Raw genomic sequence first — 12,936 nt, forward strand, 5'->3', positions numbered from 1 at the left:
GAAGATGCAGATGTTCAAGCCCATTGCGGCGGGGGTGCTCGCGCTCATGCTCGCCACCCCGATCGCCGCGCATGATTTCAAGCGCGGCACCCTGTCGATCGCTCATCCCTGGACACGTCAGACCGCCCCGGGACAGGCCAATGGCGGCGGGTTCATGACGGTCAGCAACACCGGGAAGCAGGCCGATCGCCTGATCGGTGGCAGCTCGCCCGCCTCTGCCAGGGTCGAGATCCACACCATGTCGATGGCGGGCGGAGTGATGCGGATGCGTCCGCTACCCAATGGCCTCTCCATCCCCGCCGGCGGCAAGCTCGAGCTCAAGCCGGGCAGCCATCACATCATGCTGATCGGCCTCAAGAAGCCGCTCAAGCTCGGCACGATGGTGCCGCTGACCTTGCGCTTCGAGAAGGCCGGTACGGTGACCGTTCAGCTCAAGGTCGAAGCGATCACCTACGGAACGGGAGCCGGCCATGACCATTGAGACGCCGCAGAGCGAAACGCCGAAACCCTCAGCCCTCCGCCGCATCCGCCTGTTGCTGTGGGGGGTTGTCGCGATCGCCGCCGTCGTCAGCGGCGTGCTGTGGTTCCAGCAGCGTAGCACTGCACCCACCGCCGCCGAGAAGGGCTATGCCTCAGCCTTTGGCGGCGCATTCGACATGATCGACCAGAACGGCAAGACCGTCACCGACCAGACGCTGCGCGGCAAGCCCTATGCGATCTTCTTCGGCTTCACGCGCTGCCCCGACGTCTGCCCGACCACGCTCAGCCGGATGGCCGCGCTGCGCAAGCAGCTTGGGCCGGACGGCGACAAGTTCAACATCGTCTTCGTCTCGGTCGATCCGCAGTATGACAAGCCGAAGGACATCGGCAGCTATGTGACGCTGTTCAACACGCCGATCATCGGTCTGACCGGCTCGGACGCGCAGATCGCGCGCATCGTGAAGGCCTTCAAAGTCTATTACGCCAAGGTACCGGTCGAGGGCGGCGACTATACGGTCGACCACACCGCATCGGTGTTCCTGATGGACAAGGACGGCCAGTTCGTCGCGACCATCGACCACAAGGAAAGCCAGACGGTTGCGCTCGACAAACTCAAACGGCTGATCTGAACCGCCAGGAGACCGGCGCCACCCCATGTAGCCGGTCTCATCGCGCCTCAAAGCATCTTATTGCGACAGGCTCGCAATATAGCCAGGACTTTGCGCGGCCGGGGTCGCGCCGCCCGTGCCGAGAGAAAAGTCCCGCCCCCGACCGGGGCGCCGTCGCCCCCTCCTATAATGGCGGAGTGAAGCTTCGCTACCGGACTGGGGGATCGTGACGATGATTGATGGTGCACCCGATTTTCGCGTGAGCGCGCCGCCCTCCGTCACGGTACGGACCGTCGCGGCGTTCCGGTCGGACCTGCGGGACGCCTGCGGTTCGCATTCCAGCATCCTGCTAGACATCGGCGGCGTGACCGAAGCCGATCTCAGCTTCGTCCAGGTCGTCTATGCCGCCCGTTACCAGATGGACAGCGTCGGCGGCTCGCTGAAGCTCGCCGGCCCGGCGACCGCGGGTGCCCCGATCGCAACGCTGCTCCGGCGCGCCGGCTTCACCACCAACCCCGCCGATATCGATTTCTGGTTCCATGGAGAATTGCCGCAATGACCGCATCGATCCTGACCGTCGATGACTCGCCGAGCCTGCGCATGGCGATCCGCATCGCGCTGACCGGCGCGGGCTATGCCGTGACCGAGGCCGGCGACGGCGTCGAGGGACTGCAGAAGGCCGGAGGCAGCCAGTTCGACCTGGTGGTTACCGACCTCAACATGCCCAACATGGACGGGCTGACCATGATCCGCGAGATGCGCAAGCTGCCCGCCTATTGCGGTACGCCGATCATCTTCCTGACGACCGAGTCCGACGATGCGATGAAGGCACAGGCAAAAGCCGCCGGCGCCACCGGCTGGCTGGTCAAGCCCTTTGTCCCCGATCAGTTGATCCGCGTCGCGCGCAAGGTTCTGGGCCGGTGAGCGGCCAGGATCCCATCGCCGCCTTCCGCGTCGAGGCAGGCGACCTGCTCGACCAGATCGAGCACGGCCTGCTCGACCTGACCGGACGGCTCGACGACCGCGAGCTCGTCGATGAGGTGTTCCGCGGCCTGCACACGCTCAAGGGCTCGGGCGCGATGTTCGGCTTCGACGCGTTGGCGACCTTCACCCATCATTGCGAAACCGCCTTCGATCGCGTGCGCAAGGGGCTCGCCCCCGCGACGCAGGAACTGGTTGCCGTCATCCTCTCTGCGCGCGACCATATGCGCCTGCTGATCGACGGCGATCAGGATCAGGCCACGGGCGATGCGATCCTCTCGCGGCTCCAGGCAGCGATCGATGCAGCGGGCGGCGTCCCCGATTCCATCGCCGCGCCGATCGAGCAGGCCGCCGCCGGCGACGGCCCCACCAGCAAGAGCGGCTGGCGACTACGGTTCCGCCTGCCCGCCGATGCGATGGCGAACGGCACCAACCCGCTGATGCTGCTCGACGAACTGCGCGACCTCGGCGACTGCGCCGTGCGCGCGCTGACCGACCGGATTCCGCCGCTGGCCGATCTTGCGCCCGCCGAGAACCATGTCGGCTGGGAAGTCGAACTGCGCGGCGACGTGCCGATGAGCGCGATCGAGGACGTCTTCATTTTCGTGATGGACGACATGGAGCTGTCCTGCGAACCGCTCGACGTCCAGACGGACGAAGCACCCGCCGGGACACCAGCGCCTCCGGCGGCCACCGCAGAGGCCGGATCGCCGTCCGCCCGGGCCACCGCAGCCGCCAAGGCGGACGAAAGCGTCCGTGTCCCGGCCGAGCGACTCGACGAACTCATGGACCGGGTCGGCGAGCTGGTCATCGCCCAGAGCCGCCTGTCGCAGCTCGCCCAGGGCAGCGGCCATGACATGGTCCTGCGATCGGTCTCGGAAGAGATCGAGCGGCTGGCAGGTGAATTGCGCGACACGATGATGGTGCTGCGCATGGTCCCGGTCGCATCGCTGTTCAACCGGTTCCGCCGCCTTATCCACGACCTGTCGCGCGAGACCGGGAAATCGATCGAGCTGCTGACCGAGGGCGAAGCTACCGAAGTCGACAAGACCGTAATCGAACGGCTCGCCGACCCGATGGTTCACCTGATCCGCAACGCCTGCGACCATGGACTCGAGACGCCCGATCAGCGCGCCGCCGCGGGCAAGGACTCGACCGGCACCGTGCGCCTCTCGGCGCATCAGGCCGGCGGCGAGGTTGTGATCACCATCCAGGACGATGGTCGCGGCATCGATCGCGATCGGGTGCGGGCCAAGGCCGAAGCTCAGGGGCTGATCCAGCCCGGACAGCTGCTGGCGGACCAGGACCTGCTCCAGATGATCTTCCATCCCGGCTTCTCGACCGCCGCTCAGGTCACCAACCTCTCGGGCCGCGGCGTCGGCATGGACGTCGTCAAACGCACCATCGAAAGCCTGCGCGGCGCGATCGACGTCGCCAGCACGCCCGGCAAGGGCTCGACCATCACTTTGCGCATCCCGCTCACGCTGGCGATCATCGACGGGCTGCTCGTCCGGGTCGGCACGGGCCGCTATGTCATCCCGCTCGCCGCGGTCGAGGAATGCCTCGAGCTACCGCTAGAAGAGGATCTGCGGACCCGCGGCCGCAGCTTCATCACGCTGCGCGACAGTCTCGTCCCCTTCCTGCGCCTGCGCGAGATGTTCGCCTGCGGCACCCGGCCCGACGCGTTCCAGAAGATCGTCGTCATCGCCACCGGGACCGAGCGGGTCGGGCTGGTCGTCGATCAGATCATCGGCAGCCACCAGACGGTGATCAAGTCGATGTCGGCGCTGCACCACAATGTGACGACCTTTGCCGGCGCCACAATCCTCGGGGACGGCGGGATCGCGCTGATCCTCGATGTGGCCCAGCTCGTCGACATCGGCCGCAACCAGGAGGAGCGGCTTCGCGCCGCTGGCTGAACCATGACCGATCATATCACCACATCGACGCCTTGGGACGATCAGGGCCAGCTTGAAGTGCTGACTTTCGATCTTCAGGGCGAAACGCTGGCGCTCGAAGCCTTTCTGGTGCGGGAGATCATCGATCTCCTGCCCGAAACCCCGGTGCCCGGGGCTCTGCCGCTGGTCGGCAGCGTGGTCAATTTCCGCGGCCGGATCATTCCCGTCGCCGATCTGCGCCTCGCCTTCGGCATGGCTACGGCCGAAGCCACGGTCGACAGCCGGATCGTCGTCATCGAAACCGATCTGAACGGCGAGAGCATCCAGCTCGGCGTTCGCACCGACAGGGTGCATGAAGTGACCACGCTGCACCGCAGCGCCAGCGAACAGCCGCCGCTCGTCGGCATGCGCTGGCGGCGCGACTATCTGCGCGAGTTGGTACGCCGGGACGAGGGCGTCGTCCTCATCCCGGATCTTCCCGCCATTTTCCGTTCGCTCGATGCGCCGGCACGGCCTGCCGAACCGCATCTCACCCTCGTTCACTGACGGTCTTCTCCGACCCACCTGCAAGGATTGATCAGGATGCGTGCCACCATAAAAATGAAGCTGGGGGCGACCTTCACTGTCGTCGCCGTCATGTTGCTTGTCGTCAGCGTGATCGGAATCACGAAGATGTCGACGCTGAACACCGCGATCACCGACCTCATCTCCGGCCCGGTCAAGCGGCAGGAAATGGCGCTGACCGTTACCAGCCAACTCGGCACTCTGCTTCGTATGGAGCGGAACATGACGATGAACACCGATCCGGCGAAGCTGGCCGAGTTCAACGCGGAAACCGCCACTGCGCTGAAGCAGATCGATGAGCTGATCACGGAGGCCGAGCGCACCGCGCCCGAGCAAACCAAGGCGAACTGGAGCAAGCTGCGCCAGGATTTCACCACCTATCGCCCGATCAACGAGCGGGTCCGTGCGCTGGCCTCGGCCGGCGACGTTGAGGCCGCCCGTAAGATCTCGTTCACCGACTCGAGCCGCCTCAACACTCTGATGGAGGAGAGCACGGCCAAGCTGATCGCGGGTTCCGAAGCCGCAATGAAGCAAGTCGATGACGAAACTAACAAGCTCTACAGCGATTCGCGCATGCTGCTCTTCACGGTGTCCGCGATCGCGCTGCTGGTCGCCGTCGCCGGCGCGTTCTGGATCTCGATGATCGTGTCGCGCGGTCTGCGGAATATCGGCACCGTCGTCAGCGCGGTCGCGATCGGCGATCTCGATCAGGACGTGAAGATCACCACCAATGACGAGATCAAGGATCTGGTTGATACCGTGAACGCGATGACCGCCAATCTGCGCGTCAGCGCGGGCCTCGCCGACAGGATTGCCGATGGCGACCTGACCGTCACGCACAAGCCGCTGTCCGACAAGGATGTACTCGGCCATGCCCTGGTGCGGATGATCGATCGTCTGCGGGGCGTCGTCGGCGACGCCGGCGCGGCTGCGGAGAATGTCTCCGCAGGCAGCCAGGAACTGTCGGCCAACAGCGAACAGGTCTCGCAGGGTGCGACCGAGCAGGCCGCGGCGGCCGAGGAAGCCTCGGCGTCGATGGAGCAGATGGCCGCCAACATCAAACAGAATGCCGACAATGCGGCGCAGACCGAGAAGATCGCGCGCCAGTCGTCCAGGGACGCCGAAGCCAGCGGTGTCGCCGTGGACCGTGCCGTGGGCGCGATGCGCACCATCGCGGAGAAGATCGGCATCGTGCAGGAAATTGCGCGCCAGACCGATCTGCTCGCGCTCAACGCCGCGGTCGAGGCCGCCCGTGCGGGCGAGCATGGCAAGGGCTTTGCCGTCGTCGCGTCGGAAGTCCGCAAGCTCGCCGAGCGCAGCCAGACCGCGGCTGCCGAGATCGGCGCGGTGTCTGCCGATACCGTGAAGGCGGCGAGCGAAGCGGGCGAGATGCTGACCAAGCTGGTGCCCGACATCCGCCGGACCGCCGAACTGGTGTCCGAAATCAGCGCGGCCTGCCGCGAGCAGGATGTCGGCGCGTCGCAGATCAACGAGGCGATCCAGCAGCTCGACAAGGTCACCCAGCAGAATGCGGGCGCGTCGGAACAGATCTCGACCACTTCGGAAGAGCTCGCCGCCCAGGCCGAGGAACTGCAGAGCAGCATCGCCTATTTCCGCATCGACGATCAGGGCAAGGCGCGTCGCCAGGCGCCGGCACCGGCCGCACGCCCGGCTGCACCGCGCGCCACCGCGGTCAAGGCCAAAGCCAGGCCCAACTCGATCGCCGATCAGAAGGCGCGTGTCGCCGGCTTTGCGCTCGACCTCAACCAAGGCGGTCCGGATGCGGACGACGCCGAGTTCGGAGCGCAGGCGGCATGAGCGCGGTCGAGGAAATCCAGGCCGTCACCTTCGGCCTGGGGGCGGAAGTCTTCGCCGTGCCGGTGGCGTTCGTAAAGGAGATCCTCGACTATCGCGAGACCTTCCGCATCCCCGGCGGCCCCGACTATCTGCTGGGTCTTACCGACCTGCGCGGACAGGGCGTCACCACGATCGACTTCCGGCTCCGGCTGGGTCTGCCACGCGCGGATGCCACCTCCGCCACCCGCATCCTGGTGATCGAGGTGCCGCTCGCCGACCGGACGCTGCTGCTGGGACTGGTGGTCGATCGAGTGATCGAGGTCAGCAGCTTCCGGTCCGGTGAGATCGAGGGTGCACCCGATATCGGTGCGGACTGGCCCTCCGACTACATCGCCGGGGTGGTCCGGCGGCAGGACGGCTTCGTCGTCCTGGTCGATGTGAACGCGATCTTCGCCAACGAAGCGTCACCGGTGCTCGCCGCGGCTGCGGCCTGAAGCATCCTTCTGCCCGGCGGCCGCATCGGCCGCCGGGCCCCGCTTTTCCAGTCACCATACGCCCTTCATGGAGCTTCCATGCCCGTTGCCGCCGCCAGCAAGACCGTTTCGAGCGATCATCTGAGCAAGCGCGATTTCGCGCGGCTGGCCGGGTTCATCCATGACTATGCCGGAATCAAGATGCCCGCGGGCAAGCTGACCATGCTGGAAGGGCGCCTGCGCCGCCGGGTACGCGCCACCGGAGCCGAGGATCTCGAAAGCTACTGCAGCTGGCTGTTCGACGAGGGACATCTGGCGGACGAGGCGCTGCACCTCATCAACGCGGTGACCACGAACAAGACCGATTTCTTTCGCGAGCCCGCCCATTTCGACTTTCTCGAGCACACGGCCCTGCCCGCGCTTCGCGACGCCGGAGTCCGCACGATCCGGGCCTGGAGCTCGGCCTGCTCGACCGGTCCCGAAGCCTATACGATGGCGATGATGCTCGACGATTTCGCCGCGCGCAGCGATGGCCTGTCCTACGGCATCCTCGCCACCGACCTCGACACCGAGGTGCTGGAAACCGCCCGCCGCGGCATCTACCCGGCCGACCAGCTCGACCCTGTGCCGGACCCGTTGGCCCGCCGCTACGTGCTGCGCCCGGTCGATCCGAAGCGGCGCGATGTGCGGATCGCGCCAGAACTGCGGAGCGCGATCGGCTTCGCCCGGCTCAACCTGATGGACGATCGCTATCCGATCGGCAGCCCGATGCATCTGATCTTCTGCCGCAACGTCCTCATCTATTTCGACAAGCCGACCCAGCGCGCCGTCGTCGCGCGGCTTGCGGAGAAGCTGACGCCCAACGGCTATCTCTTTCTCGGCCATTCGGAATCGATCACGGGGTTCGATCTGCCGCTGACGCAGGTCGCCAATACCGTCTTCCAGCGGAGCAACTGATGACCGGCAACAAGCGCATCCGCGTGCTGGTCATCGACGACAGCGCCAGCGTACGCCAGACGATGACCGCGATCCTGCAAGAAGATCCGCAGATCGAGGTGATCGCCGCCGCATCCGATCCGTTCAGCGCCGCACGCTACATCCAGGACGAAGTCCCCGACGTCATCACGCTGGATGTCGAAATGCCGCGGATGGACGGCATCACCTTCCTGCGCAAACTGATGTCGCAATGCCCGGTCCCGGTCGTCATGTGCTCGTCACTGACCGAGGAGGGATCGGAGACTTTGCTCCAGGCGCTGGAGGCCGGCGCCGTCGATATCATCCTCAAGCCCCGTATCGGCGTCGCCGATCACCTGATCGAGCAGCATTTCCAGATTCGCGAGACAGTGAAGGCCGCGGCCGGCGCGCGCGTCGGCGGAAAGCGCCCGCCCCGCCCCGCCACCGGCCGAGAGCCGGAAAAGAAGCTGACCGCGGACGCCGTTCTCCCGCCGCCCAGCGGGCGCGCCATGAGCCGCACCACCGAGATGGTCGTGTGCATGGGCGCATCGACCGGCGGGACGGAGGCGCTGCGCGAGGTGCTGGAGGCACTGCCTGCCAACGCGCCGGGCATCGTCATCGTCCAGCATATGCCCGAGCATTTCACCAAGGCCTTCGCGCGCCGTCTCGACGGCCTGTGCGAAGTGGCGGTCAAGGAAGCAAGCAACGGCGATCCGGTGCTGCGCGGCCATGTCCTGATCGCGCCGGGCGGCAAGCACACCATGCTGGAGCGGCAGGGCGCACGCTATCATGTCTCCGTACGCGACGGGCCGCTCGTGTCGCGACACCGCCCCTCGGTCGACGTGCTGTTCCGCTCGGCCGCGCGCAACGCCGGTTCCAACGCCGTCGGGATCATCATGACCGGCATGGGCGACGACGGCGCGCGCGGCCTGCTCGAGATGCGCGAGGCGGGTGCGCGAACCATCGCACAGGACGAAGCCAGCTCGATCGTGTTCGGCATGCCCAAGGAAGCGATCGCGCGCGGGGCGGCCGAGCATGTCGCGCCGCTCCAGACCATCGCCCGCGCGTTGCTCCAGGCGGCCGATCGCTAGGCCGGGAAGTTGACAAAGTTACGGGAAACGCGATTCATTCTGTCAACTTCGTCGCCTTTGTCGGGCGCTGCATTGGGCCGAGGATATCGACAGAATCAAAGAGCGTCCGCCAAGCGGCCAATCGATGCAAGCAAACCAATTCCAACATTGCAAGCGGGACGGCTATTGGGTGGGAAGCTGCCATATCCGAGGCCATATCACTCAATACCGATCACGGTTCCAAAACACGAAAGGCAATGCCGTAATTGGAGCCAGCAGCAGCGCGAAGACCATAATCTGCACGGCCAGCCCGATCTGCCACCCCGCTCCGCTAGATGGGCCTGCAAGTTCCGGCAGCGAAAAGAACGGGAGTCCGCCCAACCCCGTGGCAAGCCACCAGAACGAAGGAGCTGCAATCGCCCAGATTGCGCACATATACGTGTACCACCGGGGCAACTTCATATCTGAACCCTATGCGCCGTTAGACGCTTTTTCTCGAATGCCTAGATCACATTTGTGGCGGGCCTGCCCAATGTCCGCAATGGGGTCGATAACCGCCGCACCGACTGAACGCCGATCCGCGTCCGTGTCGACAGGGGCCATCCGGCACCCTTCTCGTTCAGAACAGCCCGTCGTCGAACAGGTCGTCGTCATCCTCCGCGGCCGCCGGCGCGGGAAGATCGTCATTCGCGCCCGCGGGCCGGAAGGTCCGGTGGATCTCCCGTTCCCGCGCCATGGTGTAGCGCGCGGCGATCTGATCCATCAGCGCCGACAGCGCCTGCTGCGCCGGTTCGGCCATCTCCGCATCGGGCTCGATCTCGACCGCCCGTGCCAGATCCGCCAGCCCATCCACCGCCTGAGTCAGCGCCGGACCGATATCGGCATCGCCACCGATGTCGCCGCTCGTGTCATGGAGCATCGCGCCGATCTGCATCGCATCCTGATCGACGCCCGACAGGCTCTCCGCCATGCGGACGCCGCCGTCCCGGATCGCCGCCAGCGACTGGAGCAGCATCGCGTTGGTATCGGGCGGTGCTTCGCCCGTTTGCGTATCGCCGATCATCCGCGCCGCACTGTCGATCCGGTCGAAGCTCTGGGACACCATCTCCCAGATCCCGGCCAGCCGCCGGGAGAAGGACTGGATCTCCTCCGAGATCACCGCGAGCCCGCGCCCGTCGGCACCGAGCCCCCGGCATTGCAGTGCGGTGTTCCAGGCCATCTGCTCGACATCCTTCTGGATGCGGTTCACCGCCTTGAGCCGGTCGAACAGGCTGTCGGCCGCGCGCGAGGTGGCGCGACCCAGCTTCGCGCTGTCCGCCTCCGCCGCGCAGAGCTGCCGCGTGACGTTCGCCACCCCGCCGATATCCTGCTCCAGCCGCTGCAGCACCTGCTGGATGTCGCCGCCGCTCCCGCCGCCCTGCCGCATTTCCGCGAGCCGTGCGGCATCCGGCGCAATGCCCTGCAGGCTTCCGGCAAGCGTGCGGGATTCGCGCAGGAAATCCGCCACGGTGTCGGCGGCCTGCGCAGCGGCCAGCGCGGTGACATGGTCCACCAGATGCCGGCAGGTCTGTGGTTCGATGCCGGGCGCTGCGACATGCACGCCCAGCAGTTCGATGCTCTCCGAGATGTGTTCGAGCCGCTGGCGCGTGATGTCGCCGATCTGCAGCGCCCCCAGCGCCACCGCAACCTTGCCGCGAATGTCCCGCGCAAGATTCGCGATCCGCTCCGCCAGCGCGGCGCTGCTGTCCTGCAGTTCCTGCAGCGTCAGCGCATCGGCGGCGAGCTTCTGGGGTATGCGGGGGATGACCGCCGCGCACTCGCGACCGAGCAGCCGGTCGGCGGCCGCCATGTCGCCGATGCTCTGCCCCAGCTGGGAGATCTCGGTTTCGAATTCATCGACCTGCCGCTCGGCCTGCTCCAGCTTGGCGACCATGTGATCGGCAAAGCTCGCAAACCCATCCGCCCCGGCCGCCGCCACCTTGATGTTGAGACCGCAGATATGAAGGAAGGACAGGGTCCGCCGGATCTGCTTGAGATGCTGGAACAACTCGTCGCTGGACAGCTGAATCGCATCGAGGCTCTGCTGGCGCCGCCCCTGCTCCATCGGCAGGCCGGTCAGGCGATCGGCGGTCAGGCGCATCGTTTCGATCGCTGCCAGCGCCGCCTGGCGATTCATCGCGTTGCTCACGCCTTCGAGCGAGGAAACCAGCCGCTCGACGATCTCATAGGCGCGCGCCAGGGCCGTCCCGGCGCTGACGAAGCGCGCGTCGAGGCTGGCCGCCAGTCCCGCCAGTTCCGTCCCGATGATCGCAAGCGGCGATGGATCGCCCTGCATCGCGCGTGCCGCCGTCGAAACCTGCACCAAAATCTCCTGTCTGGCTGTTTGCCGGTTGATCGCGCCCGTCCCGCGGCCTCAGCGGCCCGCGGACACCCTTGCTGGTACAGCATGGCTGACCTGGAACCGGCCCGCCTGAGTGGCCAGCCGGGTGGCGTCGTCATGCAGCGACCGGGCCGACACGCTGTTCTGTTCGATCATCGACGCATTCTGCTGCGTCGCCTGATCCATCGTCCCCACGACCGTGTTGATCTCCGAAATCGCACTCGATTGCGCCGAATTGTCGTCCGACATCTGCGCGATGAGCGCGTGAACACGCTCGAACTTCGTCGCCACGCCGTTCAGCGCATCGTCGACCCGGCTCACGGCGCCGACGGCAAGCTCGATCTCCGACTGGGTGGCGGACAGGCCCTCGCGCGCCTTGCGGGCCTCCTCCTCGGCACGCATGGCGAGCGCACGAACCAGATCGGCGACCACGGCAAAGCCGCGCCCCGCCTCACCGGCCCGTCCGGCCTCGACAGCGGCGTTCATCGCCAGCACGCGCGTCTGGAATGCGATCTTGTCGACCCCCTCGATCACCGTGTCGATGCCGCGCGCGCTCTCATGCACCACCTGCATCGTCTGCACGGCGTCGCTCGCGCCGGTCTTGCCCTGCTCCATCGCCACGCGCGCCTCGTCCGCGATGGTGAGCGTTTCGCGCGCACCCGAGGCGGTCGTCCTGACGCGTGCCTCGACCTGGCCGAGCGCGGCGGCGGTCTGCTCGAGCGCCGCGGCGTTGCTCTCCATGCGGCGCGCCAGGCTTTCCGACGCTGCGGCGATGTCGTGCGATCCGCCCTTGATCGCGCCGGAAGCGCTCACCACCGACCCGATCGTCGCACGCAGATTGGCAAGCGTCGCATTGTACGACCGCTCGAGCGAGGCGAAGGCGGATGGCAGGCCAGCGATATCCTCCGCGAGATCGCCGTCCGCCAGCCGCGCCAATGCGTCGTCCAGCGTCGCGATCGCCCGGTTCCGCTCGGCCGCCGCTTCGTCGAAATAGGTTGAGATGGACAATTCCATGTCGAGCAGCGCCGCCTTGGTCAGTGCCGCGATCATCTCGCCCCGCCCGGCACGCAGGCCGGGCAGCCGCCGCCACGGCGGCGACGCGCGGTCGACGGCGCGGACGATATCCTCCAGGACCAGGCTGTACGCGCCGATATACCAGCGCGGCTCCAGACCGATCCGCGCGTGAACCGCGCCAATCCGCCTGACGCTGCTATAATAGTCGGCGTCGAACCTGCCGTTGATCAGGTGCATCCAGTGACGGGTCTGCGCGGCATGTGCCGACGCGACATGCGCATCGTCGCGAAAGAAGCGCGCAGTTTCAGGGGTGGATCGCGCACGCGCATAGAAGCGGTCCAGGGCCGGGCCGATGCTGCGCTCGACGATCGGGCGCGCCGCCCGAAGCGCGTCGCGCTGCCTCTCGTTCAGCTCGAAGAACCGGAGCCGCGCTTCAATGTCGGTGACACTCATCTTTCGTCCTCATTGCGGTCGAACACCCGGCCCCCACCGAAAACCGCATGTTGTTATGATAGGATGGGAACCGCATTTCCGGTCTTGCGGCGCCGTTTATCTTCCACCGCATCCGCCCGGCTTCATGACGCGCGGGCGAAGGTGGCCGAAAGGCCAGGTTTCGCCGACGCAAATAAGGAGAAGCCCTTAGTTGGAAGGTCATACAACATGACGCAACGTGGACCGAGGGTTCGGGGGACGGTCTCTACTATCTGTCAATCGCGC

The 12,936-nt window shown here is 66.4% G+C and carries 12 protein-coding genes; 10 read left to right on the top strand and 2 right to left on the bottom strand.

The features are described 5' to 3' along the window. Nucleotides 1–4: 4 nt before the first annotated feature. The 10 genes from BDW16_RS05310 to BDW16_RS05355 all read left to right on the top strand — a co-directional run bounded on the left by BDW16_RS05310 (nt 5) and on the right by BDW16_RS05355 (nt 8,846). The gene (locus tag BDW16_RS05310; protein ID WP_198585769.1) at nt 5–481 is read left to right on the top strand and encodes a copper chaperone PCu(A)C; all 477 of its coding nucleotides are present in this window, start codon (nt 5–7) and stop codon (nt 479–481) included. Continuing rightward, a complete protein-coding gene (locus BDW16_RS05315; RefSeq protein ID WP_066578576.1) occupies nt 471–1,109 on the top strand; it encodes an SCO family protein in 639 nt (212 codons plus the stop codon). The genes BDW16_RS05310 and BDW16_RS05315 overlap by 11 nt, the downstream gene beginning before the upstream one ends. Before the next feature lie 211 nt (nt 1,110–1,320). Next, nucleotides 1,321–1,647: an STAS domain-containing protein gene (locus BDW16_RS05320; RefSeq protein ID WP_066578578.1), complete on the top strand. Its 327-nt coding sequence runs from the start codon at nt 1,321–1,323 to the stop codon at nt 1,645–1,647. Beyond that, nucleotides 1,644–2,012, top strand: a complete 369-nt coding sequence (locus tag BDW16_RS05325; RefSeq protein WP_066578581.1) for a response regulator — start codon at nt 1,644–1,646, stop codon at nt 2,010–2,012. The genes BDW16_RS05320 and BDW16_RS05325 overlap by 4 nt, the downstream gene beginning before the upstream one ends. Then, a complete protein-coding gene (locus BDW16_RS05330) occupies nt 2,009–3,988 on the top strand; it encodes a chemotaxis protein CheA (protein WP_066578582.1) in 1,980 nt (659 codons plus the stop codon). Before BDW16_RS05325 ends, BDW16_RS05330 begins: the two co-directional genes overlap by 4 nt. 3 nt (nt 3,989–3,991) lie before the next feature. Then, entirely contained in the window at nt 3,992–4,513 is a 522-nt protein-coding gene (locus BDW16_RS05335; protein ID WP_066578590.1) for a chemotaxis protein CheW, read from the top strand. A 36-nt stretch (nt 4,514–4,549) separates the two neighbouring features. Further along, complete coding sequence (locus BDW16_RS05340) at nt 4,550–6,349, top strand: methyl-accepting chemotaxis protein (RefSeq protein ID WP_066578592.1); 1,800 nt, start codon at nt 4,550–4,552, stop codon at nt 6,347–6,349. Next, nucleotides 6,346–6,822 (top strand): chemotaxis protein CheW, encoded by a 477-nt coding sequence (locus BDW16_RS05345; protein WP_066578595.1) that lies wholly within the window; start codon nt 6,346–6,348, stop codon nt 6,820–6,822. Before BDW16_RS05340 ends, BDW16_RS05345 begins: the two co-directional genes overlap by 4 nt. Nucleotides 6,823–6,900: 78 nt before the next feature. Beyond that, nucleotides 6,901–7,758 (top strand): CheR family methyltransferase, encoded by an 858-nt coding sequence (locus BDW16_RS05350; RefSeq protein ID WP_066578598.1) that lies wholly within the window; start codon nt 6,901–6,903, stop codon nt 7,756–7,758. Beyond that, nucleotides 7,758–8,846, top strand: coding sequence for a protein-glutamate methylesterase/protein-glutamine glutaminase (locus tag BDW16_RS05355; protein WP_066578600.1), 1,089 nt, complete (start codon nt 7,758–7,760; stop codon nt 8,844–8,846). The genes BDW16_RS05350 and BDW16_RS05355 overlap by 1 nt, the downstream gene beginning before the upstream one ends. 598 nt (nt 8,847–9,444) lie before the next feature. On the opposite strand, the gene BDW16_RS05365 is transcribed toward BDW16_RS05355, so the two are convergent. Beyond that, nucleotides 9,445–11,187: a hypothetical protein gene (locus tag BDW16_RS05365; protein WP_100362712.1), complete on the bottom strand. Its 1,743-nt coding sequence runs from the start codon at nt 11,185–11,187 to the stop codon at nt 9,445–9,447. A gap of 51 nt (nt 11,188–11,238) precedes the next feature. Then, the gene (locus BDW16_RS05370; RefSeq protein ID WP_066578606.1) at nt 11,239–12,672 is read right to left on the bottom strand and encodes a globin-coupled sensor protein; all 1,434 of its coding nucleotides are present in this window, start codon (nt 12,670–12,672) and stop codon (nt 11,239–11,241) included. Between the last annotated feature and the right edge of the window lie 264 nt (nt 12,673–12,936).

It is taken from the genome of Sphingomonas koreensis (assembly GCF_002797435.1).
Lineage (GTDB): Bacteria > Pseudomonadota > Alphaproteobacteria > Sphingomonadales > Sphingomonadaceae > Sphingomonas > Sphingomonas koreensis.

Coding starts and splice junctions, on each gene's coding strand:
- BDW16_RS05315 (WP_066578576.1), top strand. CDS start 471: ATGACCATTGAGACGCCGCAGAGCGAAACGCCGAAACCCTCAGCCCTC.
- BDW16_RS05340 (WP_066578592.1), top strand. CDS start 4,550: ATGCGTGCCACCATAAAAATGAAGCTGGGGGCGACCTTCACTGTCGTC.
- BDW16_RS05320 (WP_066578578.1), top strand. CDS start 1,321: ATGATTGATGGTGCACCCGATTTTCGCGTGAGCGCGCCGCCCTCCGTC.
- BDW16_RS05335 (WP_066578590.1), top strand. CDS start 3,992: ATGACCGATCATATCACCACATCGACGCCTTGGGACGATCAGGGCCAG.
- BDW16_RS05310 (WP_198585769.1), top strand. CDS start 5: ATGCAGATGTTCAAGCCCATTGCGGCGGGGGTGCTCGCGCTCATGCTC.
- BDW16_RS05350 (WP_066578598.1), top strand. CDS start 6,901: ATGCCCGTTGCCGCCGCCAGCAAGACCGTTTCGAGCGATCATCTGAGC.
- BDW16_RS05345 (WP_066578595.1), top strand. CDS start 6,346: ATGAGCGCGGTCGAGGAAATCCAGGCCGTCACCTTCGGCCTGGGGGCG.
- BDW16_RS05325 (WP_066578581.1), top strand. CDS start 1,644: ATGACCGCATCGATCCTGACCGTCGATGACTCGCCGAGCCTGCGCATG.
- BDW16_RS05370 (WP_066578606.1), bottom strand. CDS start 12,672: ATGAGTGTCACCGACATTGAAGCGCGGCTCCGGTTCTTCGAGCTGAAC.
- BDW16_RS05355 (WP_066578600.1), top strand. CDS start 7,758: ATGACCGGCAACAAGCGCATCCGCGTGCTGGTCATCGACGACAGCGCC.